Below are 25567 nucleotides of genomic sequence, written 5' to 3'. Positions count from 1 at the left end.
GTGAATTGGCTGGATGACAGATGACGGGTGACCGATGATACCTCATCGTGTACTTTAGACACATCCTATGCTAGTTTTACATTTGGCAGTTGGCTAAATGTGGAAATACATTTAGTATAGTAAATTTTAATGCTCTAACTAAATCAAATCTTATGGATTCTCAGAAACACCGCTTTAGTCTCGATCCAGAAATACACTACCTCAATTGTGGGTTTAAGGGGCCGCTCATGAAGTCAGCTGAGCAAGCTGCAATAGAAGCGCTCATTAGGGAAAGAAATCCTGTGAGTATAGCTCCAGAAGATTTTTTCATTTTGCCAAAGGAAGTGAAAAAACGATTTGCTGAGTTAGTGAATTGTGATCCGCTACAAGTCGCACTTATTCCATCAAGTTCTTATGGTTTTGCTACTGCATTAAGTAATATCCCTTGTGCTCCAGGTCAGCATGCGATTGTATTGGAAGACGAATTTCCTAGCGGGTATTTTTCTCTGAAATCTTGGTGTGATAAGAATCAAGCTGCGCTTAAAGTGATTGGTCCTGATAAAGATGCTCCTACGCCAGGGAAAAGTTGGAATAAGAACTTGCTGGAAAGTATCACTTCTGAGACAGCTGTGGTGCTGATGTCTTCTGTGCACTGGATGAATGGGTTGAAGTTTGACCTGGAAAGTATAGGTCAAAAATGTAAAACTGTGGGCGCGATCTTTATCGTGGATGGTACTCAATCCACTGGTGCAGCTCTGATGGACGTGAAGCGCTTTAAGATTGACGCTTTGATCTGTGCCAGCTACAAATGGCTTTTTGGTCCTTATGGTATAGGGATTTCCTATTTCGGTCATGCATTTGACGGTGGCCAGCCCCTGGAGGAGTCTTGGCTGAACCGCACCAATTCTCAGGATTTTGCCAATCTGACAAAATACGATCATGAGTACACCGAGGATTCTGGTCGATACAATATAGGCGAGATGAGCAACTTTATCCTTTTGCCTATGTTGAATGAAGCTCTGAAACAGATCAATGAATGGACTGTGCCGGAAATAGAGAACTATTGCCACACCCTCACCATACCCCTATATGACTATCTGAAAAGCAGGGATATTGTCCTAGAAGAGGAGCATTATACTTCTTATCATCTTTTTGGGTTGAAACTCCCTAAGGATATTGATACTGAGCTTTTGAAAAGCAATCTGCAGAGAAATAAGGTTTCTGTATCTAATCGTGGAGGCAATTTGCGGGTGTCCGTGAATGTGTTTAATACAGGAGTGGATATTGAGAAGTTGATAGAGGTATTGGATTCTAGCAGATCAATGAAATGAGCTATGACGCTTTAAAAAAGGAATAAAAAAAAACCGCTGATATAGCGGTTTTTTATTTTTTTGTTGGCTTACCAGGGCTCGAACCTGGACTCTTCTGAACCAAAATCAGACGTGTTGCCAGTTACACCATAAGCCAGTTTCGTTTAAGATTTCCCGAGAGCCTTTCTTAAAGTGTCACAAAGGTAAAGTCTTGCTTCATTTTTTCCAAACTAGCCCGTAAACATTTTTGTGTTTTTCAGCTAATTGCCTTTGAATCAGCTGAAAATAATGAGACTTTAAATTTGGTTTAAATGCAGTCCGAGTGAATTTGGGATGAAATCAATATTCCAGAAAACGGAATACTAGTAGCTCAAAATTGTGATATTGTTAACAGTGAGGCGTTTGTATTGCTTATTCAGAAATATTTGTTCATTTTTGTTAAAATATTGAAAAACTACCAAACCTTTAATTGTCATGCAAGTTGAGAAATTAGAAAAGATACTTCCTGAAGTGTTGCAGAAATTAGCTAAGTTGAAATCAGGCGAAGCCGTAGCATCAGAGCTTTCTTGGTGCTGGGTCAGCTTCCAAAATGATCAAAATCCTGTGGGAGTGATTGAAAAAGGTCAACAAGCTTTAGCGATTTTCGAAGAGGCTAGAGAAAAGAACGCCAAGGCAGTGTCCAAGAAATTGGTAGAGAGCCTTGAAATAGCATTGAATTAAGCACAAAAAAACCCCGATAATTCGGGGTTTTTATTTTTTATCAAGGTGAGAGGATTATTCTCCTGACACGTTGAATTTAACGTTAGTTTTCACTTCTCTGTGAAGATCAACCTCTGCCTCAAATTCTCCAGCACCATCTACAGGTGTATTGATTGAGATTTTCTTTCTGTCGATGTCGATACCTTGAGATGCTAGTGCATCAGCAATCTGAAGTGTAGTTACTTTACCGAAGATTTTACCTGATTCACCGATTTTCGCTTTGATTTCCAATGTAAGGGCCTCAAGTTTTTCAGCGATATTCTGAGCTTCAGTTTTAATCTTTTCTGCTTTGTGAGCAGCTTGCTTGATATTCTCAGCAAGAATTTTCTTGTTAGAGCCAGTTGCAAGTACTGCGAAACCCTGAGGGATCAGGTAGTTTCTTCCGTATCCTGGTTTTACAGCTACCAAGTCATTCTTATAGCCAAGACCTTTGATGTCTGTTTTTAGTATGATTTCCATTTGTAATGATCTTTTGTGATTGGACGATACAAGACCGAATTATTTCAACCCATCGGTTACGAATGGCAACAAAGCCAAATGTCTTGCTTTTTTGATGGCCTGAGCCACTTTTCTCTGAAATTTCGCAGAGTTGCCAGTAAGTCTTCTTGGAAGAATTTTACCTTGCTCATTGACAAATTTCAACAAGAAGTTAGGATCCTTGTAGTCAATGTACTTGATGCCGTGCTTTTTGAATCGGCAATACTTTTTTCTGATTTCGCCTCTATTGATTGGCTCGTTAACTAATGTCATTTGGTGGCTTCCTCCTTAGCTTCAACTTTTTTGTTAAACTCTCCTTTTCTTCTTCTTTCGGCATAAACAATAGAATGCTTATCCAAAACAGTAGTCAAGAATCTCATCACTTTCTCTTCTCTTCTAAATTCTACTTCGAATTTGTGGATGAGCGTAGGATCGGCCTTGAATTCAACCATAATGTAGAAACCTGTAGTCTTTTTCTCAATAGCGTAAGCCATCTTCTTTAGACCCCAATTTTCCACATTAATAACGTCTGCCCCCAGTTCTTTTAACAAGTTCACAAACTTGTCGACAGTATCCTTCATCTGAACATCAGATAAAACGGGAGTTAAAATGAATACCGTCTCGTAATTTCTTTGGAACATTTTTTTAATGTGTTTAAGGAATTTAATAAACAGGATGCAAAAGTAGGGAAATCTTACTGAATTCCAAACGGATAGCTAAACCAAAAGTGCGACGGGGTGAAGAAAAATGCTCCCGAAGTACAATTTTATAAGCTGTGCACCTAGGTCAATGACTGAATGTCAGGTGAAATGTGGTAAGTAGTATGTTGTAATCGTCTGCTTGAAGTTTACAATGGCGCAGCTGCAATTCCAAAACGGGCTTATATTTGAAAAGTAAGTCGAGAGCCAAAGGAGTTCATTTTCTCTGATAGATACGGCGCAAAACAATTGTGTTTCCCGAGTAACTCTATATTTTCCAAGATCTTAATAATAAAAATCAGGCTGTCTCAACTTCTGAGACAGCCTGATTTATTATTCGGGTAGGCATATGAGTTAATTTTCATATAGGCAAACTTCGGGATCTTGAGTTGACCTATGAGACAGCCTCTTGATTATTTTACTGTGAAAGTCTTTGAGCCGACTACATAATTGTCCACGTAAATCTTGACCTGATGAGTTCCGGAGACGTAATCCGACCCTTTCTCGTAGAAGAATGTCAACTCCTGTTCTGTATTGTTAAAAATAACATCTTGCTTTACAGTATAGAATTGCTCCGCTCCATCCATCATGAAGGTTCCAGACCCTTTTGCCACATCAAAAATCGGCTGTGCATTTGGCGCTAAAACCTGCACATATATGTTTCTTGGGCCTTTTTCGGCTACTTTATTGTCTGCCAGATTGAAGCTTACTTTTATCCGTTCGATTTGACGGTTTTTAAAGTCTTTAGTAGTTTCTACCCGCTCTTTACCTTTGGAATTTACCGCAGCGATTTCAATGTTTTCTGCTTTCAGCATAGAGGCCACGTTGACTTTGGCTTGAAGATCTTCCTTTTGAATATTCAGCTGAGCTACTTCTTCCTCTATTTCTGCCTGAGTGGTTTTCAGATCTTGATTTTCGGTAAAAAGTTGTTGGTTCATAGCCCTTAGCTCCAAAATCTCTTGATCTTTCTCTACTATCATACCATTGAAGCTCTTTATTTTCTCATTTAAGGCAACTATTTCTGAAGAACTTCTCTGCCTGGATGTGTTTCTTTCTGCTATTAATTGATCACGGGCTTCTTCGAGGGACTTCACGTCGCCACCGAGTTTTTCGATTTCCTGAATCCTCAAGTCAAGCTGATACGTTACAGAGTCCAGCCGCTGGTTTAAATCATTGTTTTCAGTAGAGAGAAGCAGAATTTCTTCTGACTTTTTAGTGCGATCCACATAATCAGTGTAAAGTTTGATTCCACTAATTATCACTAAGAGGACCAAAACAATTATGATAATGTTTTTACCTTGGTCTTTCTTCTCTGGCGCGTTCTTTTCAAATTCAGTATTCATTCAAATAAGGCGTTAAAATGGCTTTTTTAGACAAAAATTATTGGACTGAAAGATATTCTTATGGCAAAACTGGTTGGGATATTGGTTTTGCCTCTCCACCACTTGTGCAATATTTAGACCAAATTAAAAATAAGGAGATTCAGGTCTTGATTCCTGGAGCTGGCTCGGGGTATGAAGCAGCATATGGATGGAAATCTGGTTTCCATAATCTTCAGCTACTGGATCTTTCATATGAGCCTTTGGAGAGGTTTAAATCTTTAAATCCGAGTTTTCCATTAGATCACATTCATCACGAAGATTTTTTTCTGCATACAGGAAAGTATGATTTGATTTTGGAGCAGACTTTTTTTTGTGCGCTTGATCCGGGTCTCAGAGTGGATTATGCGAAGAAAATGAAAGAGCTCCTAAGTCCGGGTGGAAAAATAGCAGGAGTTTGGTTTGATAGAGAATTTGACTTCGAAGGCCCACCTTTCGGAGGAAAGTCGGAGGAGTATAGGTTTCTGTTCGAAAAGTATTTTGAAGTACATACTTTTGCCCCTTGTTATAATTCGATTCCTGAAAGATTGGGTTCGGAAGTGTTTATGATTCTGGAGAATTCAAAAATCTAAGATATACTCTGCTTTTTCTCCCGGGTAATCAAGGAACACAATTCCGCATTCATAAAAATCCAAACTGAGTTTGACATCGGGCTTATTTTTAATCTCCTTCCAGGCCTTTTCCATTCCTCGTGACCAATGAATGTCTCCTATGGCAATTATGGATTTATTGTCTGTCTTAATGAGTATTTGCTCAAAATACTTTAGCGTCCCTTCGTATGTATGTGTGGCATCTATTAATGCAAAATCAATTTTATCCAAGGTTGCAAGTGTGTAGGGCAATGTTTGGCTAAGCTCACCTGCAACCAAGATCAAATTATCAAACCCCTGGACAGGCTGAGCAATTCTAGCGATTTCTTCGGAGCCTTCGAATGTGTAGAGTTTCCCTAAAGTGACTCTGGCAAGATATCTACTGGTAATACCCATGCAGGTTCCCAACTCGAGAACTGTTTCTGCAGGAGTTAAGGAACAGAAAAACTGATAGAGATGGGCAAATTTCCGATTACTTGTGCTGAATTTGGTGATGTCGCTTACACGTCGTTTGGGCGTACTGACACTTTTGGAGCCTGCACCAAAATCTTCCACATCGATTATTTCATCCGAAGAGAGTAGATGCTTTCTAAATGCCTCGATGTCTAAATCTTCTTCTTTTCTAGCTTTAATAAAACTAAAGAGATCTTGATAAGTATTGAATAAAAGTGGAGACTGAAGTGAGTATTTGTCCTCTCTCTTAAGCCAGTAAGTCAGAAAAGATAGAAGTGGGTAAACTTTGTTTAGCAAATCAATTATGGAAGTAACTAGCTATCATCTGAAATTCGGGAATTATCACCTCGAATTTACTTCCATTAAACAATTTTTCCATAAAAAAAACGCCATTCATTTTTCCCAATCCGGATTTTAAATTGCATCCAGATACGTAGCTATGCGATTCTCCAGGTTCCAAAATTGGTTGTTGGCCAACTACACCGTCACCTTCCACTATTTTTCTAACTTCTGCTGCATCAGAAATCTCCCATCTTCTGCGCAATAGCTGCACAGTTTGGTTGCTTCTGTTTTCAATAGTTACCTTGTAGGTAAATACGAAATGGTGCTGATGAGGACTAGAGAATTCTGATTGGTAGGTGACTTCAACACATACTTGAATCCCAGATGTAACTTTTGTTACCATACATTATATATTGTTACCATGCATAAAACAACCTTCAATCCAGCAAATATACAATTTGTAGTTTGGATAATAATAATTACTAATGAAAGTTAAAATCGAACCAAGCTGGAGAAGTGCTTTAGATCAATTTTTTGACCAAAAGTTTTTTAAAGACTTAATTACTTTTTTGGTACACGAGTATACGTCTAAAAATGTTTACCCATCCGGAAATGAAATTTTCAATGCGTTCAATCATAGTCCTCTTGACACTGTCAAAGTGGTTATTCTTGGTCAGGATCCCTACCACGGTCCTGGTCAAGCTCACGGTTTATCATTTTCAGTGAAGCCTGGAGTGCCTTTTCCACCTAGTCTTCTGAATATTTTTAAAGAGATAGAATCTGACTTAGGTAAACCTTTGCCCAATAATGGCAATCTAATTCGCTGGGCAGATCAAGGTGTATTTTTATTGAATGCGACACTGACAGTTCGAGCTCATGAAGCTGGTTCTCATCAGAAAAAAGGCTGGGAGGAATTTACCGATGAGGTGATTCGTACGATCAGCGATTCCCGTGAAAATGTTGTGTTTTTACTTTGGGGAGCTTACGCTCAAAAGAAGGCCGCATTAATAGATGATAGCAAACACTTGATCTTGAAAGCTCCGCATCCTAGCCCACTTTCTTCCTATCGCGGTTTTTTTGGATGCAGACACTTTTCAAAAGCGAATGAATACCTTTTGGCAAAAGGCAAAAAGCCGATTGACTGGTAAAGGAATATATGAGTCCATTTGTTGAGTCCCAGTGATCAGTCACAGTTGCAGTCCCAAATTCTCGCAAGTCTTCAGACTAGTGACTGAAATTAATGCAGTATTCAGTCTGCCTTTCAGCCTAAAATTATCGTTCGACTTTCTACCCAGCTACAGCCGGTCGCCTAAGGTAGTGATCTAGAACTGACTCGTCCTAAACCTTAGTTACTGAGCCAGCCGAACTCTGATTAGTGAGTGTGTCTGTCTTTGGACTGGCCTGCCTCGTGTAGGTGTGGTTTTTCGAGCTAACGTGTCCGCTGTGGATTAAAAAAAATAAAGCCCTGATCTCTCAGGGCTTTAAGCTTAATTTATTCCGCTAAATATTCTACTCCAACGGATCTTGCTGAACATCGATTCATGTTTGTCGAGTGAAAGCCAAAGGAACCAAGCTTTTCCTACGATATGATCCTCTGGGACAAAGCCCCAATAGCGGGAATCCAGTGAATCATGACGATTGTCACCCATCATGAAATAATAGTTTTGCTTGAAAGTATAGCTATCAACTTTTTGACCATCGATGAATAGCTGGCCCTCTTTTACTTCTACATTCTCTAGGCCCTCATATTTTTCGATGGTGAAACTGTATTTCATTACATTTTCATTGGTCATCTCTATCGTCCAGCCCTCTGCAGGAATCTTAAGTGGACCGTAGTTGTCGCGGTTCCAGCCCAAGGTCATTCCATCAGGGAAAATCCCAAGTTCGCCCCCGCTTTTTTGAATTCGCTTTGTTGCCGAAGTTACCACTGGCGATGATTTTAATCTATTGATGACTTCATCCGTTGCAAAAACCAAGTATCCTGAGCCATCGCTAAAAGTTAAATGGCTTTCAGGATTGATGTCATAATCGTTGAAGAAATCTTCTGTAAGGGGTCGGTTAGTAATCACATCGTATGAATACTGCATTTCCTCTGGTTTAGCAGCAAGTTCGTTATTCACATATGCATCACCGGCTCGTACTTCGATCACATCTCCCGAAATGCCCACTGCTCGTTTGATATAATTGGTTTTCAGATCAGTTGGGTATTGGAATTCAACAGGATAATTAAATACCACCACATCATTTCTCTCTACATCTGAGAAACCAGGCAATCGGTAATATGGAAGTTGGATGGCATCTGAATAAGATGCGATTTCTGTACCCCATACTTTCTGATGAGTAAGTGGTACTTGTAATGGTGTCATTGGAAACCTTGTGCCGTAATGCATTTTACTTACGAAAAGGAAATCTCCCACCAAAAGTGATTTTTCCATCGAAGCTGTGGGAATTGTGAATGGTTCTAGAAGTAGCCATCTGATCAAACTGGCTGCTACTACTGCAAAAATCAAGGCATCACCCCATTCTCTGGCGACTGATTTTTTTTTAGTTGACTTACTCATGATTTGTTTTTAAGTTCAGAAAGATAGAAAATCATCCATGGAAAGCACGCCTTTCTTTCCTTGAATCCACTCAGCCACCAAAATTGCGCCAAGCGCAAATCCCTGTCTGCTGTGTGCGGTGTGAGTGAGTTCAATATCGTCGATTTCAGACGAGTAGCGGATAATATGCGTTCCCGGAGCAGGATCTTTACGTTTGGAAGTGATAGGAAGTAAGTGTTCATTTTCGCTCGCATCTTCGGACAGATTCCATTCTTTCAATCCCTTTATGTTTTTGATGATGCCTTCGGCCAAAGTGATGGCTGTTCCAGACGGCGCGTCTTTTTTGGCAGTATGATGAATCTCTACCACTGAGCTTTTGTACCCGGTAGTTTCATTCATCAATTTTGCTAAGAATTCATTGACTTTGAAAAAGATGTTGACACCGATGCTGTAGTTTGAAGCATAGAAAAATGCCCCATCGCTGGCAAGAGCAAGCTGTTCGATTTCTGGTTTTTGATCAAGCCAGCCAGTAGTGCCAGATATAACAGGAATTCCCCGGTCAATAGCCCATTTGATATTTTCCACTGCTGCTTCAGGTTGGCTGAATTCGATCGCTACATCAATAGTACCAGGATCCAATGAAGTCAAATCATCGCGATTATCGATGTTGATTTTTCCAGCAATGCTATGTCCACGGGATTCAGACAACTGACCTATCAGTTGCCCCATTTTACCGTAGCCTAGAAGTAAAATATTCATGTTTAAAAATTGAGTTTTACAGAAAGTCCCACTGATTTATTATTAGAGGAAAAACTTTCATAGTGAGGTTCAAATCTCAATGAGATATCATCAGAAACATCAAAGCCTGAAAGGTGTGCATCCACGTTCGCATCAATTATGTTTAATGCATATATGCCGACCAAAAGCAAATAGCAAAGATCACGGCTTTTTCTCCAATAGTTCACATTCCGCACTAATCCATCACGGTTTAGGCTAGGGAAATCTCTTGGCAGGTCATCGTCAAAATCAGCTAGCGCCTGTTTGAAAATTTGGTAGCGCCGATTGTTGAAATTTATGAAGTAAACATCTGTAATGATGCCGCCATAAATAATAGGTACTTTCCATGATCTACCATTATACACTTGTCCTGCTCCAGGCAAAATAGCCGAGAGTATGGTCGCCTTTTTCGGATTCTTTGGAAGTAAGGAATAGTCAGGTTTAGATTTTGGAACCTTTGGTGTTTTTATTATTAGTGTATCTGCTTCTTGAGCAATAGACACCGTACTCAGACTGAAACAGAAAAGCAAAAGACCCACTAAAATCAGTGGGGCTCTGTTGTGGAATATGCTATGGGAAACTGGCAGCTTCAAGGCTAGATGATTTCCAGAATTTCTAGAATCCGATTCAAATCAGAGGCTGAGTTAAAAGGGATTTTTATTTCCCCTTTATTTTTCGGATTTGACTTCAGTGCTACTTTGGTACCGAAATGAGAGGCAAGTCGCTGCTGAAGCTTATTTATCTCGTATTTTCTAACAGGATCAAGTACCGGAGCTGCAGGTTTCTCTGGTTTTCCTTCGTTCAAAGCCTTTACCAAAGCTTCTACTTTTCGCACACTAAGTTCTTCCTCTACTGTTTTTTTGAAAATAGCAAGTTGGATATCCACGTTTTCAATATTGATCAAAGCACGTGCATGTCCCATAGACAGTTGCTGATCACGGATGGCACCTTGGATAGTAGGGGGGAGCTTCAGAAGTCTAAGGTAATTGTTTACAGTAGTTCTGTTTTTTCCCACCCGATCTCCTAATTCTTCCTGCTTCAAGTTACATTCTGCAAGTAGCCGTTGATAGGACTGAGCAATTTCCAGGGCATTTAGGTTTTCACGCTGAATGTTCTCTATAAGCGCCATTTCCAGCATTTGCTGATCGTTTGCAGTTCTAACGTAAGCGGGGATTTGAGTCAATCCCACAATTTTCGATGCCTGATATCTACGCTCTCCAGAGATTAACTGATATTCATTCGTGTCAAGTTTTCTTACCGTGATAGGCTGGATTATACCTTGAGCCTTGATGGATTCTGCAAGTTCAGCCAGTGCATCCTTGTTGAAGTGTACTCTTGGCTGGAAAGGATTGACCTGAATTTGATCAAGAGGGATTTCGAAAATCCCAGTTTTAACTACCTCAGGTAAAATCCCCTCAGCTTTGTGCTTGGCTGGGCTATCTTCTAGCAAGGCTCCAAGACCTCTTCCCAAGACACTTTTTTTACGATTCGGTTTTTGGTCTGACATAGTTATTTACTCACTTTTTGCAGGTCATTTTTCTGTGCTATTTCACCGGCTAGGTTCAAATAGGCAACTGCACCTTTTCCATCTGCATCAAAGGAAATAGCCGGTAAACCAAAGCTAGGTGCTTCACTGAGTCTTACATTGCGAGGAATGATGGTTTCGAAAACCATATTTTTGAAATGTAATCTTACTTCTTCCACCACCTGATTAGAAAGGCGAAGCCTAACGTCGTACATGGTTAATAAGATACCTTCGATTTCCAAATCAGGGTTTAGTCTGGTTTGAATTATTTTTATAGTATTCAATAATTTACCCAAGCCTTCCAATGCAAAATACTCGCACTGAACAGGGATAATTACGGAATTGGCTGCGGTAAGGGCATTGATAGTAATCAGTCCCAAGGAAGGAGAACAATCAATGATGATGAAATCATACAAATCTTTCAGCTCATGAATAACTTCTTTCATTTTCTCTTCCCGATTGTCCAAGTTGATCATCTCCACCTCAGCACCGACTAGGTCAATATGCGATGGCACCAAATCTAGATACTCAAGATCTGTTTTATGAATGATCTCTTTGACATCAACTCCATCTACCATACACTCATAAATGCTGCTGTTGATGGATTTGGGATCATGACCCAGCCCGGAGGTTGTATTGGCCTGTGGATCAGCGTCAATCACCAGGGTCTTAAATTCCAGGACAGCTAAACTAGCCGCCAAGTTCATCGCTGTGGTAGTTTTGCCTACTCCGCCTTTCTGATTGGCAATGGCAATGATTTTTCCCATGGTGTTAATTGAAGAGTAATTTAATCTCAATATTAAGCAAAATGAATTCTTTTCTGGCTGGTTCGCCTGCTTTTTTTAGCTTTTGTAAAACAACCTATAAATTGGATTTTGACTAAAGCCAGGATTGATAATTTAAATTAAGTATTTGAAATTCAACCTCTTGAATTATATTGTGCTTCTCTAAAAGGCCATTAGCTCGGCTGTTTTTTATTGAGGGGTGAATTGTTAAGGCTAGTTAAGACAAGCGAATGGTTTTGGGGCAAATTACAGTATGCTTATAAATCAGCTGTGAAAAAAAAAGTATCTAAATGGAGGTTCAATTATTTACCCGAAGCGCTAGCAGTAATGTACGATTCAGTAATTTTGACTTTAAGACATTTTGATGAAAATAGAGAATATTCTAGCTTTTGGCTTGATGACCACGATCTGGAAAAGCGTATCTCACACAAATAAAAATACCCTCCAAACTTATAGGAGGGTATTGTAAAGATTACTTTTTAAGATTTTCGATTGAGAGTAATTAAGAGCTTCGATCTCCATCCTGAAATACTCGGGCGTTTTCGTTTTTCAGCAGATTAGGTCCGCCCTTTGAATCATCAAGAACTATAATTGCTCGTTTCAGATTTTTTATTTTTCCGCCTTCCATTGTTCCTGAATAGATCACTCCCAACACAACTGAATTGGATCCCACAACTGTGGTGCTCTTTCCATAAACGGAAAAATCATTTCCAGAACCTGCAATTACTGCTGAATTGCTTGAGTCCTGTTCACCAGATGCGCTTCCTGTAAAGCTGATACTGAAGTTCGAAGAGTTTTGATTGGTAAAATTAATGGTGTAATTCACAAAAGGAGAATTGGATGGGGCATCGTTTGGGATATTAGACCTTAATAATAGATTTGGGCTCATCAGATAGGTGCCTGAAATGTCTGGTGGTGTATCTCCAGTATATGTTTCCATTCCAAGGCCGCGGACGATCTGTAAGTACTGCTCAGGTACAACATTGTTGATTTTGACTTGGACTACATTTGGGTCATCATCGTCATCTTTACAAGATGTAAAGGCGAGCGACACGACTAAAATGAGGAGAGTTGAAAAGTTCCGTTTCATAATTGATTTTGGTTAAATGTATTACTTACCATCGAATCAATCAGAAAAGGTCATCAAAAGGGGCCGTGCAGGTTTGATTTAATTTGTAAAGCTCTTGCAGTTTTCATGGCTTTGCGTAGTTTTTGGACAGAAGATGATAATTCCAAACCAACAAATTTTGCCAGTTTATCAGGCCCCTTTACAATGATTGACTTCTCCTCTTTCAATTTCACAAAGAGTATGATGTCTCACCTGAGCCTACACCTCAATCTCAAACTTTCTTGAAAACAGGAGAGGTAATACATCAGTGGAATCTTTTAAGGGAAAAATATAAGCATTGGCAATTCAAGTAAGAACAATGACGAATGTGAAATTCTTTCTATTGAGATCGTCCAAAATCTATGCATAATATAGCTAGCTTCCCATATATTCGGCCTGATCCAGTCAGCAAAAACATATGGAAGAAAGATCTGTCCTTCTACATACTTTTTTGATTTTACTATGGAATTGAAAGCAATAACGGATGAAGAGTTTGATGCACTTTATCCCATAAAAATGAAAGCATTGTCCGGCACCCATTGGACTCCGGTGGATGTGGCAAAAAATGCGATTGCTTTTTTAAGTGAAGTTGAAGGTAAATCAGTGTTGGATTTGGGCTCAGGAGCGGGTAAATTTTGCCTAATCGCAGCTGCAAATTCTGGAGCTAAAATAACTGGAGTAGAGCAAAGGGAGAACCTCGTTCGTCTTTCCAGAAAATTAGCTTCAAAAGCTAGACTTCACAACCTTGACTTCATTTGTGACGATTTAAAAAACCTTGATTTTGGAAGGTTTGATTCCTTTTATTTTTTCAATGCCTTTGAAGAAAACATCAATCTCAAAGATAAGTTGGACAAGGATAATAGCATCAATCTGGAGCAATTCCATACTTACATCAGGCTAATCCGTGAGAAGTTTGAAGAATTGCCGAAGTGGACAAGAATAGTAACCTATTGCGGTGATGCCGCTGAGATACCGGAAAGCTACCTAATGATCAAGTCCAACAATAAAGGGAAGTTGAGATTTTGGGAGAAAGGCAGGTGAACTAAAACAATCCAAGAACAAATGCCTCAGGTAGTTTTGATTGACGCACAGGGGAATGATAATCCGGTGAACTTCTAAACTTATCACGCTTAGCAAAATGGGAATGAAGCGCCTTTAAGAACAAGGATTTTTTTCTACATAATGAGAATCTTTTTCCTAATGATTTCACGAATTTTTATAGATCTCTGATGCAGTTTTTCTGCCTGAGTGCCCAGGCGGTAGAAAGGCGGTGCTATAAATTCTTTGGCTGAGGATTTGGCTTATACTTGACAGAAAGGGTGCTTTCTACCATGTATCCCTTAATCTCTTAAGAACTGATTATACAAGGGCAGTCGATTTTAGGTAGAAACATCTCTTATCTATTTTCAAATAACATATAACCACACAAACCACACATTATGAATTCTAATAACAATGGGGCTGCAGAAATCCTAAACGATTTGGTGCAAATCAACAATGACCGAATTGAGGGGTATGAAAAAGCGATCGAAAATTTGAAAGAAGGAAACCAAGATTTAAAAACATTATTTGTTTCTATGATTGGTGAAAGTCAGAAATGTAAGATGGCACTTTCTAATGAACTAAACGTTCTCAAAACTGATACTGACCAAGGTACAACGGCCAGCGGAAAGCTATACAGAGCTTGGATGGACGTAAAGGCAGTATTCACTGGGCATGATCGTAAAAGTGTTCTTGAAAACTGTGAGGACGGAGAAGATGCTGCACAGAAGGCCTATAAAGATGCCGCAAATGATGATGATCTGCCTGCACACTTGAAACAATTGGTTCTTGAGCAAAAGGCTACCCTGAGACAGTCACATGATAAAGTTAAGCAGCTGAGAGATCAGCAAGTATAGTTGCAAAAAGCCTAAATATTTAATGTGTATGTACGCTTTTCTGCCAGTAAGCGAATTCTCTTTGGTCAAGGGGTTGAAAGATCGATGACCGTAGACTGGAGTAAACCAGAATTCTAGGTATCTGTGAATTTTTGATCCTATAAATTTTCCACTGGCAAGATTCCGTATAATCAGAATATTTAATATGAGTATCCGCAATCCTGCACGTTGCCAAATTTAATACTGATTTGCTTCCTAAAATCCCCCTTACCCCCTTTAAGAAAGGGGGAATTTGATCCGATTTAGAATCAAGATTTTGCTTTTTTCCGGAACGTGCAACAAAGCGAACACTCATTATATTTAATTTCAGAATCAAAAAAAATCCCTGCTTTTTGCAGGGATTTTTTTTGTCTTAGAGTAGTTGAAATGTAACCTGTTTTTCGATAAGATCCAGGATGTGACTACCAGAAAGATTGTTAGTAAGTAGAGTTGAAATAAGGTGAATGCTTTAAGATTAAGATAAAAGCTCGATAATCTCCATATTACGTTGCATGCCTGCATGGTCAACCGCCATTAGACCTTTAGCATCCATTATCATTTTGTCTGCTCCTGAGTCCAGTAGGAGCTTCACTATATCACTTTTTCCAAACATACTTGCAAACATCAATGCGGTGCCACCGTTTCCATGAGTTGCGTTGAGATCAGCACCGTTTTTCATCAGTAGTTTAGCTATTTCTGTATAGCCTTTAAAACAGACCCCCATTAAGGCTGTGTTGCCACCATGGTCACTTGCATTCACATCAGCACCTGCTTTTAGCAACATTTCAGCAGCTTTGAGCTGGTTATTATAGGATGCAATTATCAGTGGATCGAAACCTTTCTCATCTTTGAAATTTACATCCGCCCCTTGGTCTAAAAGCTGAGCAATCATTTCCGTATCGCCCAACCTAGCTGCGTCGATAAGTTCTTTCATAACGTGTTTCGTAAAATAGGGGAACTGTAGCAGTTCCCCTGATTTATCATTTAAGCTGGAATTTTACCTTGTTTCTCACGTTCAAAGAATCTATGGTTGCCAATTGCCGTAATAAATTTTTCAGAGATGTTTTTATCTGAATCACTACCCAATACAAGCCCCATATCTTCTAAGTTCTCAGGATTCTTTTTCAGGTAGTTATTGACATAGCTAATTTCTATCAACTCCTTACCCTTACCAGCTGTTGCGATTGCTTTGCAGTGCAAATATGCTTCATCAATAAAATGGATAGCTTTCGGAGTTTGCTTAAGAGTTTCTATACTCTTGTCACCTGAAGGGATATAAATAGCATCCACTAATACTGAGGAGAAAGTCAAAAAACTATGATCCACCTTAATATTTTTACCTTCACTGTCTTTCACAAATTCAGACTTGGGAGCGATTATCTTTACCATTGCACCTTGAGCTTCTAAAGCAGCTTTCATTGTTGAAACTGAGTTTCCATCAACTCCGTCAGCAGTCAAAAATGCAATCTGACGGGTTGCTATATTACCCTTGATCGTATTGGCCATGCTTAATGCAGGAGAACTTTTCAGCTCTGGATTTACCTTAGTAGGCTGATAATCCTCTGGATTGGCATCGGCACCAAACTGATGATTGATCGGATGTTCCGGCTCTTTCACTTCTAATCCCAAACCGTCGGCTACCTTCTTTGCCAGTCCACCATCAATCTGAGTGAGCAATCCTACCGTACGCTGGCGAATTTCAGTAATATTCACCTTACCCAGTTCGAAACAAAAAGCATCCACGACGTGAGTTTGCTCAGGTTCTGATAGACTGTTGTAGAATAGTGCAGGCTGACTGAAGAAATCCATGAAGCTTTTACTTCTCGCTCTTACTTTGTTTGCATCTATTCTTTCTTGGTACGTTGCAAAACCTCCATCACTTACTTTAGTTTGCTCAGGATAGCCATCAGACATGGAATTTGGATGATAACTTGTCTTGCCTTTATTGATTTCCATTCGAGCAATCCCATCTCGTTGGTTATTGTGCATCGGCGCTATTGGTCTGTTTATAGGGATTTCATGAAAATTAGGCCCACCCAGACGGCTTAGTTGTGTATCTGTATAGGAGAACAACCTTCCTTGCAATAAAGGATCATTGGTAAAGTCAATACCAGGCACTAGATGTCCAGGGTGAAAAGCAACTTGTTCTGTCTCTGCGAAAAAGTTTTCGGGATTTCGATTCAAGGTCATTTTACCTATTAGCTTCACCGGTACGATTTCTTCTGGAATTAACTTGGTCGGATCCAGCAAATCGAAGTCAAATTTGTGCTCATCTTCTTCTGGAACAATCTGTACCCCAAGCTCCCATTCCGGGAAAGCACCGCTATCTATAGCTTCGTGCAGATCGCGTCTGTGAAAATCCGGATCTTGGCCGTTTATTTTCAAAGCTTCGTCCCAAACTACTGAGTGTATACCAAGAAGTGGTTTCCAATGGAATTTTACGAAATGAGACTTTCCTTCCTCGTTTATCAAACGGAATGTATGGATTCCAAAACCTTCCATCATTCGTAAACTCCGAGGAATTGCCCGATCACTCATCAACCACATTATATTATGCATGGTCTCTGGAGAAAGGGAAACGAAGTCCCAAAAGGTATTGTGGGCAGAAGCTGCCTGGGGAATTTCATTGTGAGGCTCAGGCTTTACAGCATGTATTAGGTCTGGGAATTTGATTGCATCCTGAATAAAAAATACAGGCATATTATTTCCTACCAGATCGTAGTTGCCTTCCTCTGTATAGAATTTTACTGCAAAGCCTCTAACATCGCGGGGAACATCTGCTGAACCACGAAAGCCTGCAACTGTAGAGAAGCGAGTGAATAGGGGAGTCTCGCGCGAAGGATCAGTAAGGAATTTGGCTTTTGTGTATTTTTTCAATGAGTCATCATATACTTTAAATACCCCATGAGCTCCTGAACCTCTGGCATGTACTATTCTTTCGGGAATTCGTTCATGGTCGAAATGAGTGATTTTCTCTCTCAAAATGAAATCTTCCAACAAGGTAGCTCCCCGGTCTCCAGCTTTTAGGGAGTTGTTATCATCGTTTATTTTTAATCCTTGATTAGTGGTCATTGCCTGACCACTTCCGTCCTCCATGTTTACTTTGAGATCATCTTGCTTAGGATTGCCATTTTCTGAATTATGTTTTTTGGTCATCGGTGTGGGATTTAGTTTACGTTTTGAAGATAATCCTCTAAAAATATTCCAATTTCCAGAAGCTCGTGGTGATCCAGAACGGTTAGTTGATATACAGCCTTTACACTTAGGTGATTGATCTATTTTTGATGTTTTACTTCTCAGATTCTAAAAATAATTTTGCAACACCTTAACTGTGAATGACTGAAAGAGGGGAAATTTCTAATTTTTGGGGTGTATGTTACTCATTCTAATCGAAATGTTTGAATTCATTTTATAGAAAAATCAGTAAATAAGGATCACTCAAATTATTTTTGTTGAGAGAGCTGGAGGTGCTTTAAAATATTGTTTTAGGTTAAAAAAGTGGGTTTAGTTTTTTAAATGGCACATTGAATTACCACGGAAAGAAAGAATTCAAAGCTTAGTTATTGATGAATGTTGAGCTGAAAGTTTGAATGGCTATCCATTTGCAAATAGTTCAGGAGTTAAGGATTTTGCTCAAAATCAAACTAACCAACTTGAATTATGAATTACTCTGGTGTTCTATCTCCTATTGGCCATACGCCGGTAGCTAAATTTGAAAAGCTTATTCCAGTAGATCCACTGCTGCTTGAAAGAGATGCTATTTTAGCCTGGGGATACACAAGAGCAATAGTGTCTTTTAAGGAAAAGAGTCTGCCTACTCTTCCCTCAGAATCCAGGATTGCGTTTTTTATCAGTGATCGTGGAGAGCGTTATTTGGATGCTGTTTATTCAGATGAAGGGATGAAAAGCACGATCAATCCTCCCCAACAACATTCAGAAATGCTATAGAAATGTTTGTCTGGAATAAAAATCATATCGCCAAACCAGCTAAAGTAGATCTCCCGATCCTACGGTCTGAGGATTATTCCTTGATAGTCCCTACAGGATTTTCAGTGGCTATTATAGGTACAGGTCCTAAAGGACTTTATAGTCTTGCAGCACTTCAACATAAACTTTCTCAGGAAAAATCAGCCATACCGATAGAAGTTCATCTTTTCAATTCACATCCTTATATTGCTTCGGGTCCAAATTATAGTCCGGACCAGCCTGATTTTCTTTTGATTAACTATCCTGTCGAAAATATCAATGCATGGAAGGAAGAGGAAATGGGCACTGAGGATAAGCTTTCCTTCATAGATTGGATTGCAAATCGGAACCTTACTGAACGTGCGGTACAACTTGGAGATTTTGCATCGAGAGCTTTGGTGGGTTTGTATTTGCAGGATGTATTAAGCACACTTATAAAGAATATGCCCACTAATGTGACAGTGCTAGCTTTCCATGCAGAGGTCACCTCTTGTCATCTAATCAAATCAGGCAAAGCACTTCTCCAGCTTGACCATAAATTTACTAATGAGGCACTCAACTATGATAGTATAATGATTTCGACTGGACATTCTTTTCAGCCAATTCCCCTGATTCCTTTTGATACATCTGATAGGTTGATCAAATCTATTTATCCAGTTGAAAAGAAATTGAACAGAATAACCAATACCGATTCTGTTGCAGTAGCAGGATTGGGATTGACATTCGTTGATGCCATATTGGCGCTGACCGAAGGGAAGGGTGGAAGATTTGAGATTGAAGGCGAAGAAATAATTTATCATTCCAGTGGAAATGAACCGAAAGAAATTTTTGCGTTTTCCAGATCTGGGTTACCCATGATTCCCCGTAGCGGAAAGATTCCTAAAAATTCGCGTTCAAAGTTTTTAAATAAAAAATCTTTGAACGCATTGAAAGACAGTTGGGGATCCATTGATTTTGAAAGAGATTTACTTCCATTGATTAAGTCTGAAATGGAAGATGTTTGGTATTCGTCGGTTATCAATAGAGCAGAAGTAGATGTGGACTGGTTCAAACTGTTTAAATTTTCCACTCTATTTGCTCCTTTTCAGGATCAGGTTTTTCAAGATAGTTCAGTGTACCATTATGCAGTCACGAAGCTATTGGAATATTACATCGATGAATTAAGTTACCCGCCTGAAAACAGTCCTCTCCAGCAAATATCAGCTGTGTGGAGAAATGCACTGGAAATAGTAACTGAATGCTACAATTTTGGAGGATTTGAGGCGAGCTCTATGCAGGATTTCCAAAGTAATTATTTGGGACGTTTTAATCAGATAAGCTATGGCCCACCTCTTATATCAATGAAAAAAATACACTGCTTAATGGAGATGGGATTACTAAAGCTGACACTAGGTAAAGCCCCACATTTTAGAAAGTTTGAAGAAGGATCATATTGGATATTCTCACCCGAATCCGGACATTCTATCAAGGCTGACTATCTGGTTCAGGCAACTATTCCCAAAAGTAATTTTCCTGAAAGAAATAGTCCGCTTTTTCAAAGTTTGTTACAAAACGGATTGGCAAGGCCTTTTGTAAAAGATTCTATCCAATTCAAATGGCCTGAAATAAATCAGGCAGGTAATCTTGTTTCAAAACATGGTTCGGTAGTTTCGCAAATCACCTTGTATGGAACACCGACAGAGGGAATGACTCTGGATAATGATACTTTGTCTCGGACGAGAAATGATTTTGCAAATACTTGGGCAAATAATGTAGCAGAAGAATTGTTGAAAATTAAACTTAGTATTTCTCATGGTAATCATAAATCTAGATTTAGCTCTACCTCCATTGACCCCAATTACCAATCCATGGGTTCTAAACTTGCTTAGTCGAAAAGGGCAATTGAAAAATCTAGGGACTGACTATGGTTCGGCTATCAATATCCATAACAAGGCACATTTCATCGAAATCGGAATATTGAAGCTTTATAATAAGTAGGAGAACCCCGAAGAAGGCCGTAAATCAAAATTCGTTGTGTCTTAGATTTTCGATCGTTCCTATTGACCTCGAAAAGCTCGGCCTCCGGAGTTTTCTTTTATTCATAATTTGCTCCGGAGACCAAGCTTACCGAGGTGATTATGAAATTAGATTTGGATAGGGGCAGAATTCCGTAGACTCATATTAGTCAATTTCTGAATTATTTTTTCTGAAGCCACTTCACAGAAATCCAACCCAGAGTAATCTGGGTTCATTCCTGAAATAATCGGAACAGCCATTATAAACAACCTTGTACTCGCAACTCCATTCTGATTTTCTGGCTGAAAATGGTCGTTGATACAAATTCCGGGCAACTGAAGCATAAAATCTCCAGAAGCTTCTTGGATAACTTCCTTGTTTCCTGCCTCGATTTCTTTCTTTGCATTTTCTGTATCAGCAAAACGAAGATATGCGGGACAGAGCGTGTCCTTATTTATTAAGCCCTTAAATGGTAGTTGATTGAAAAAGAATGGTTTTTGGCCCAAAGCATCGATATATATTTTATAGTGCTTCTGGATTTTCTCCTTCTCCTCATTTTGGTAGGTGTAGGTACCACCTCCAATGGGTGACGGTTCTATTGAACTATCTTTATCTACATTGACCAAATCAAGCAAACCTTCCTTGTGCAGAGCTAAGATTTCTCTTGCCGAACTCTGGGGTACAAATGCAATAATTATGGCAATCAGCGGATTCAGGGTTTTTTTAAATCGAAGCATGTCTTCTGCAGAGAAATGCTTAACCGCGTAATTAATCACATAGCTCAGTTCCGTTAATGTTTCTTTCCATACGATTGGATCATGTTCCTCTATAGATCGTTCTGCCTCATCAAATTCTGCTTTGAACAATTCGAAAGCATCTTTATGTAGGCGCTTTTCCATCATGAAGTCTATGAATTGTTCTATGGATTTCCCTTCAGTAGCATTGTAAAGCGTAGGTTGCTTTTTCGACAGCACCTTTCTGAAATTTATGTCAAATAGATAATCAAGTGGAATAAAGCCATTATTTCTATCCATAATGTCTTTCATTTCCATTTCTGACAAAAGGTCTGAAGGATCCGGTTGGCTTTCTTCCAAATGAAACCTCAGTGATGGGAGCAATCCTCCCAATGAGTGCATAATAATTTTAAAGCCTTTACTTCTCTCTTTTAAAAAATACCTATACGTTCCATCCAAATTAGTTGAAAAACTTCCATTCGCTCGGGCTAATGTCCGAACTGCATCTACGGCTGTAAGTGAAGCCCCACGAATAGCCACTTCATGATTGATTTCTAGAGCTAATTTTTCAGGTGGATATGGAGAATCAAACCAGCCAGCTAATTTCTCTTCTTTATCTCTGGGAAAAGAATGCCCAGTACAGATTACTACTTTTTCAAAATTAAATTTCTCGCCAGAAGAGATCACTACCTCTACTTTATCTTTGGGCTCAATATCTATTACATCGATCACCCGAGTTTTCAAATGTATTTCAGTTTGAATGCCTAATTTTCTTGCTTCTTCTAAAAGTAACTCGAACTGCCCAGCTAGGTATTCTCCAAATAAAAGTCTGGGTAACACCTTATATTCATTAAGCTTAACCTGTTCCATATCAAATTCTTGAAGAATTCCTGTCGAAGCATCTGAAATCCACTCTTTCACGTGAGTTTTGATTTCAGGTATTTCATTATCTGAAACGTTGGTAATATGTTCCTTAGAAGCCCCGTATTTACTGTATGGCATACCAGCCCCCAGTTTATCGTGTTGCTCGAAAATATGAATCTTATACTCGGTTAGCTCTGCTTCCACTATCCTTTTGAAAATGAAAAGTGAAGCGGGTCCGCCACCTATTAAAGCAATTGTTTGCATCTATATAAAATTGAATGGTCGTATAAACAGAAATTTTGGGTGATTAGTAATTCTAAATATCTTCAATCGTGCCAGTAAAGAAATAAAAATATTTATAGAGAGCCTTGGATTGAAATTTATAAAAAGCGATTGATTGAAAGCATATGAAATTCATTTTAAAGACTTCGCCAGGCCTATTGAATTGCACGAAAATGGCGAGGAAATAAAACTTTAAGGCAATGCTGAAGGATTTAATTAGTCAGATTATAGCCGTTGATAAAAAAATAAAGCGGATAGGAAGTCCCTATCCGCTTTTATTATTATTATTCCGCCGCAGCCTCCTCATTAATTTCAGATTCAGCCAATTTAGTTAAAGAGACATCTGTTTTTTTCTCTTCTTCTAAAGTTTTAGATAAAAGGTCAGCAATATCGCCCATTCCCATTTTTTTCGCGAAGGCCACCAAGGTTCCATAAGATGCTATTTCATAATGCTCAACCTTCTGACTTGCGATAATGATCCCGGCATCTCTTACCATAGTCTCCGCTTCAGTGTCCTCCAGTATGCTTTCTGCTTCTTTTACTAGGCCGTCCATGGCTTCACATTTTTTAGCTTGAGCTTTCATTCCAAGGATTTCGAAAACATCTTCGATCCGTTTTATTTGCTCTTTTGTTTCTTCAAGATGTTTATCAATAGCATCTGCTAGCTTTTTTGAAGTAGCTCCTTTGCTCATTTTAGGAAGGGCTTTCACCAAATGTTTTTCTGCCCAATATATATCTTTGAGCTCATCGATAAATAATTCTTTAAATTTTGAGTCTTTCGACTTTGATTGAGTTGCCATAAAAATTGGATTTTTAGGTTAAATTGATTTTAGATACTAATCCTACCAATCAATTTTAAAGCCCACACCTACTTTTCAACAAAACACATCTCAATACGCGTAAAATAGAATAATCTGGGCAAATAAGACTTAGACCAGAAATAAACCTATCATCAAAATGCTGAGGTTATTCTACTAGATGAGAAGAAAATTCCCAATGAAATTTTGACTAAAATTTTTCAAATATTCTATTTTCAAATTAAGCATAAATTAGGAATCAACTAGGTTAGGAATGATATGTGGAGCTACCAATATCAAATATCACTTTAATAAACTGAAAAATGGAAAACATCTTTTTCTCTGGATGGGAGGGCACGGTCAGAACGATTATACTTACCGTACTGGGATATGTCGCTATTGTTATCATTCTGAGGATCTCTGGCAAAAGAACCTTATCGAAAATGAATGCATTTGACTTCGTGGTCACAGTTGCGCTCGGATCTTGCCTTGCGTCAATTTCCCTTAATAAAAATATCAGCTTGTTGGACGGAGTTCTATCTTTCTCGCTATTTATATTTATGCAGTTTCTCCTTACCTACTTATCGGTTAAGGTTGAAGGTTTTCGAACTTTCATTACTAGCAAACCAACTATAGTATTCTATGGAGGAAGGTTTCTTCATAAGGAAATGAAAAAAGAGCGGCTATCAAAAGAAGAAATTCTTAATGCAGGTAGGCTTCAAGGTTTTTCAAATTTAGATGATGTCTATGTGATCATATTAGAGACTACAGGTGATCTATCGATAATAGAGAAAAAACCCAGAGGAAAAGTAAGCACTATTCCAAGCTTGGGAAATTTTTTATATAAATGACTTTGGAAGTACTCCCGTTGCGTGTCAGTGTGAAACAAAATAGGCAAAGCAAAAGCTTGTTGTATTCAGAATCAGAAACTTATATCATGGAGCCAAAATGGTGTAGAGATATCCAACGACTATGATTCTAAGCGCAAATCTAAAAGGCTGGAACATGTTTTTTCAAAGTTTTCATGCCTTCTGGCTTGCAAAATTGAAATGTATATTAAAGAGTCATGTTAGCCTATTCCCCGATTTCGGCTGGATGAGCTGTCAGAGTTTAAGGACGAATAAAGTTTTTCGAAATCGTTCTCTCAACGAAAATGAGATAGTTTGATCTGTATAAGGCGTAGAGCACTTTGAGATCAGCAAAGTGATCCTCTATAGCTTCTAAAAATGAGATTGAATTTCCTCCAAGTCTGCAGAACTCCAGGTACCGTCGATTTTGTAAGGCTGAAAACGAGCGAATAAACTTTCTTTGAACCAATTATTTTTTAATTCAAGTTTGGCTACTTTCCCATGTCCCTTGGGATCATGCGAAAACTTCAATAAGTCCTTTTCTGACTTCCATAAACTATAAGTAGCCATTTCTACAACAGGAAGTTCACCTAAACCTTTTGTATAAAGTAAGCCAGTGTTTCCCGCGTAGGACTTTTGTGACAAGGGTACCAGAGACCAAAATTTCAACATGCTTTTCCACCTAACCGTCGCTCTCGTGATGAACATTAAAGATTTGTTATTCACGTCAATCTCATCATTTGGTTTGAAAGGGTTACTTCCAAGCCAAGTTCCTTTGCCAGAAATATTTTTCGCGTAAGTGATCCAATGTTCTTCTGAATGATCTTTATAATCTTCAAAAATTTGAGAGGTTTTGAAAAAATCATTTGCTAAATCTTCATTGTCCCAAACTTGTAGAATTGCATAAGTGCCTAAATCTGGGAATATACTAAATCCTCCACCGGCGCCACTTCCCATGACTTTGAAAAAAGTACACCCCTTGATGTTTTCGAGATGCGGGATCGCAAGTCGCATCATTTTTAAAGCCCAAAATTTATCCCTTCTATTATCAAACCGAAAAAGAGTCACGGTAGTAATTTGATTACTCATAAGGTTTTAAGGTTTAACAATGAATTGGTTAAAATGTTCTTTTCCAAAAACTGAGCTTATTTTTCTAGGAATTGCAAATTCTGTTTGGTGAGCAATTCAATTCGTGGAAAATCTCCTTCCCACAAATACAAGATTTTAATCCGCGATGGAAAGAATTTTTTTGCTCAAAATATTTAATGGACCGTACACCGGTCATCCCTGAGATAACTGCTAACTAGGCAATTGTGAGCCCAACTGCCACCTTGATAATAGCGGCATCTATACCAAAGAAAACTTAAGTAGACTGATGATAAAAATTGTCAACATATATAGTTCCATTCACATTCGCTAAACTTATAGTTAATCATGCAATTTTTTGAAAAATTTCCAGTTTAATTTCTATTCAAGATTCGAATTGGCTCTATCTATAATGTG

At 38.8% G+C, this 25567-nt stretch carries 26 protein-coding genes and 1 tRNA gene; 9 read left to right on the top strand and 18 right to left on the bottom strand.

Annotated features, from left to right (window positions below):
• Positions 1 to 152: 152 nt before the first annotated feature.
• The gene (locus BVH04_RS19080) at positions 153 to 1310 is read left to right on the top strand and encodes an aminotransferase class V-fold PLP-dependent enzyme (protein WP_086543071.1); all 1158 of its coding nucleotides are present in this window, start codon (positions 153 to 155) and stop codon (positions 1308 to 1310) included.
• 63 nt (positions 1311 to 1373) lie between these two features.
• Here BVH04_RS19080 and BVH04_RS19075 read toward each other — a convergent pair.
• Positions 1374 to 1446 (bottom strand) — tRNA-Gln (locus BVH04_RS19075).
• A gap of 317 nt (positions 1447 to 1763) precedes the next feature.
• Between BVH04_RS19075 and BVH04_RS19070 the strand changes: the two genes are divergently transcribed.
• A complete protein-coding gene (locus BVH04_RS19070; RefSeq protein ID WP_086543070.1) occupies positions 1764 to 2009 on the top strand; it encodes a hypothetical protein in 246 nt (81 codons plus the stop codon).
• Between the two features lie 54 nt (positions 2010 to 2063).
• On the opposite strand, the gene rplI is transcribed toward BVH04_RS19070, so the two are convergent.
• From rplI to BVH04_RS19050, 4 genes are all read right to left on the bottom strand, one after another.
• On the bottom strand, positions 2064 to 2507 hold the full coding sequence (gene rplI, locus BVH04_RS19065; protein WP_086543069.1) for a 50S ribosomal protein L9: 444 nt from the start codon (positions 2505 to 2507) through the stop codon (positions 2064 to 2066).
• 39 nt (positions 2508 to 2546) lie between these two features.
• The gene (gene rpsR, locus BVH04_RS19060; protein WP_057937597.1) at positions 2547 to 2798 is read right to left on the bottom strand and encodes a 30S ribosomal protein S18; all 252 of its coding nucleotides are present in this window, start codon (positions 2796 to 2798) and stop codon (positions 2547 to 2549) included.
• Entirely contained in the window at positions 2795 to 3166 is a 372-nt protein-coding gene (gene rpsF, locus BVH04_RS19055) for a 30S ribosomal protein S6 (RefSeq protein WP_086543068.1), read from the bottom strand. The genes rpsR and rpsF overlap by 4 nt, the downstream gene beginning before the upstream one ends.
• Positions 3167 to 3636: 470 nt before the next feature.
• A complete protein-coding gene (locus tag BVH04_RS19050; RefSeq protein WP_086543067.1) occupies positions 3637 to 4566 on the bottom strand; it encodes a hypothetical protein in 930 nt (309 codons plus the stop codon).
• A 17-nt stretch (positions 4567 to 4583) separates the two neighbouring features.
• Here BVH04_RS19050 and BVH04_RS19045 point away from each other — a divergent pair, with 17 nt between their 5' ends.
• Positions 4584 to 5174, top strand: a complete 591-nt coding sequence (locus BVH04_RS19045) for a class I SAM-dependent methyltransferase (protein WP_086543066.1) — start codon at positions 4584 to 4586, stop codon at positions 5172 to 5174.
• Here BVH04_RS19045 and BVH04_RS19040 read toward each other — a convergent pair.
• A complete protein-coding gene (locus BVH04_RS19040) occupies positions 5163 to 5942 on the bottom strand; it encodes an O-methyltransferase (protein ID WP_086543065.1) in 780 nt (259 codons plus the stop codon). The genes BVH04_RS19045 and BVH04_RS19040 overlap by 12 nt on opposite strands.
• 1 nt (position 5943) lies before the next feature.
• Positions 5944 to 6330 (bottom strand): Co2+/Mg2+ efflux protein ApaG, encoded by a 387-nt coding sequence (apaG, locus tag BVH04_RS19035; protein ID WP_086543064.1) that lies wholly within the window; start codon positions 6328 to 6330, stop codon positions 5944 to 5946.
• Between the two features lie 82 nt (positions 6331 to 6412).
• Here apaG and ung point away from each other — a divergent pair, with 82 nt between their 5' ends.
• Positions 6413 to 7075, top strand: a complete 663-nt coding sequence (gene ung / locus BVH04_RS19030) for a uracil-DNA glycosylase (protein WP_086543063.1) — start codon at positions 6413 to 6415, stop codon at positions 7073 to 7075.
• Positions 7076 to 7414: 339 nt separating this feature from the next.
• Here ung and lepB read toward each other — a convergent pair whose 3' ends face one another.
• The 6 genes from lepB to BVH04_RS18995 all read right to left on the bottom strand — a co-directional run bounded on the left by lepB (position 7415) and on the right by BVH04_RS18995 (position 12644).
• Positions 7415 to 8488, bottom strand: a complete 1074-nt coding sequence (gene lepB / locus BVH04_RS19025; RefSeq protein WP_086543062.1) for a signal peptidase I — start codon at positions 8486 to 8488, stop codon at positions 7415 to 7417.
• Positions 8489 to 8503: 15 nt separating this feature from the next.
• On the bottom strand, positions 8504 to 9226 hold the full coding sequence (dapB, locus tag BVH04_RS19020) for a 4-hydroxy-tetrahydrodipicolinate reductase (protein WP_086543061.1): 723 nt from the start codon (positions 9224 to 9226) through the stop codon (positions 8504 to 8506).
• 2 nt (positions 9227 to 9228) lie between these two features.
• Positions 9229 to 9837, bottom strand: coding sequence for a DUF5683 domain-containing protein (locus tag BVH04_RS19015; protein ID WP_240510982.1), 609 nt, complete (start codon positions 9835 to 9837; stop codon positions 9229 to 9231).
• 2 nt (positions 9838 to 9839) lie between these two features.
• A complete protein-coding gene (locus BVH04_RS19010; protein WP_086543060.1) occupies positions 9840 to 10751 on the bottom strand; it encodes a ParB/RepB/Spo0J family partition protein in 912 nt (303 codons plus the stop codon).
• 2 nt (positions 10752 to 10753) lie between these two features.
• Positions 10754 to 11536, bottom strand: coding sequence for a ParA family protein (locus BVH04_RS19005; RefSeq protein WP_086543059.1), 783 nt, complete (start codon positions 11534 to 11536; stop codon positions 10754 to 10756).
• A gap of 520 nt (positions 11537 to 12056) precedes the next feature.
• Complete coding sequence (locus BVH04_RS18995; protein WP_140160619.1) at positions 12057 to 12644, bottom strand: hypothetical protein; 588 nt, start codon at positions 12642 to 12644, stop codon at positions 12057 to 12059.
• A gap of 480 nt (positions 12645 to 13124) precedes the next feature.
• On the opposite strand from BVH04_RS18995, the gene BVH04_RS18990 reads away from it, so the two are divergent.
• Together BVH04_RS18990 and BVH04_RS18985 are read left to right on the top strand one after the other, a co-directional pair.
• Positions 13125 to 13703 (top strand): class I SAM-dependent methyltransferase, encoded by a 579-nt coding sequence (locus BVH04_RS18990; RefSeq protein ID WP_086543056.1) that lies wholly within the window; start codon positions 13125 to 13127, stop codon positions 13701 to 13703.
• 398 nt (positions 13704 to 14101) lie between these two features.
• On the top strand, positions 14102 to 14560 hold the full coding sequence (locus BVH04_RS18985; protein ID WP_086543055.1) for a ferritin-like domain-containing protein: 459 nt from the start codon (positions 14102 to 14104) through the stop codon (positions 14558 to 14560).
• A 493-nt stretch (positions 14561 to 15053) separates the two neighbouring features.
• On the opposite strand, the gene BVH04_RS18975 is transcribed toward BVH04_RS18985, so the two are convergent.
• The gene (locus BVH04_RS18975; RefSeq protein WP_086543053.1) at positions 15054 to 15512 is read right to left on the bottom strand and encodes an ankyrin repeat domain-containing protein; all 459 of its coding nucleotides are present in this window, start codon (positions 15510 to 15512) and stop codon (positions 15054 to 15056) included.
• 50 nt (positions 15513 to 15562) lie between these two features.
• A complete protein-coding gene (locus BVH04_RS18970) occupies positions 15563 to 17734 on the bottom strand; it encodes a catalase (RefSeq protein ID WP_086543052.1) in 2172 nt (723 codons plus the stop codon).
• 504 nt (positions 17735 to 18238) lie between these two features.
• Here BVH04_RS18970 and BVH04_RS18965 point away from each other — a divergent pair.
• Both BVH04_RS18965 and BVH04_RS18960 read left to right on the top strand, forming a co-directional pair.
• Positions 18239 to 18526 carry a hypothetical protein gene (locus BVH04_RS18965; protein ID WP_086543051.1) on the top strand — a complete coding sequence of 96 codons (288 nt, stop codon included), beginning with the start codon at positions 18239 to 18241 and terminating at the stop codon, positions 18524 to 18526.
• Between the two features lie 2 nt (positions 18527 to 18528).
• On the top strand, positions 18529 to 20412 hold the full coding sequence (locus BVH04_RS18960) for an FAD/NAD(P)-binding protein (RefSeq protein ID WP_086543050.1): 1884 nt from the start codon (positions 18529 to 18531) through the stop codon (positions 20410 to 20412).
• A gap of 255 nt (positions 20413 to 20667) precedes the next feature.
• On the opposite strand, the gene BVH04_RS18955 is transcribed toward BVH04_RS18960, so the two are convergent.
• Positions 20668 to 22401: an FAD/NAD(P)-binding protein gene (locus BVH04_RS18955; protein WP_086543049.1), complete on the bottom strand. Its 1734-nt coding sequence runs from the start codon at positions 22399 to 22401 to the stop codon at positions 20668 to 20670.
• 302 nt (positions 22402 to 22703) lie between these two features.
• Positions 22704 to 23219 carry a YciE/YciF ferroxidase family protein gene (locus BVH04_RS18950; protein ID WP_086543048.1) on the bottom strand — a complete coding sequence of 172 codons (516 nt, stop codon included), beginning with the start codon at positions 23217 to 23219 and terminating at the stop codon, positions 22704 to 22706.
• Between the two features lie 320 nt (positions 23220 to 23539).
• Between BVH04_RS18950 and BVH04_RS18945 the strand changes: the two genes are divergently transcribed.
• Positions 23540 to 24067: a DUF421 domain-containing protein gene (locus tag BVH04_RS18945; RefSeq protein WP_086543047.1), complete on the top strand. Its 528-nt coding sequence runs from the start codon at positions 23540 to 23542 to the stop codon at positions 24065 to 24067.
• A 369-nt stretch (positions 24068 to 24436) separates the two neighbouring features.
• Here the strand turns inward: BVH04_RS18945 and BVH04_RS18940 are convergent, their stop codons facing one another.
• A complete protein-coding gene (locus BVH04_RS18940; protein WP_086543046.1) occupies positions 24437 to 25153 on the bottom strand; it encodes a hypothetical protein in 717 nt (238 codons plus the stop codon).
• Positions 25154 to 25567: the final 414 nt, after the last annotated feature.

It is taken from the genome of Algoriphagus antarcticus, assembly GCF_002150685.1.
Lineage (GTDB): Bacteria > Bacteroidota > Bacteroidia > Cytophagales > Cyclobacteriaceae > Algoriphagus > Algoriphagus antarcticus.
Note: the sequence above shows the minus strand (reverse complement) of the source record. Positions and strands in the feature narration are given on the sequence as shown.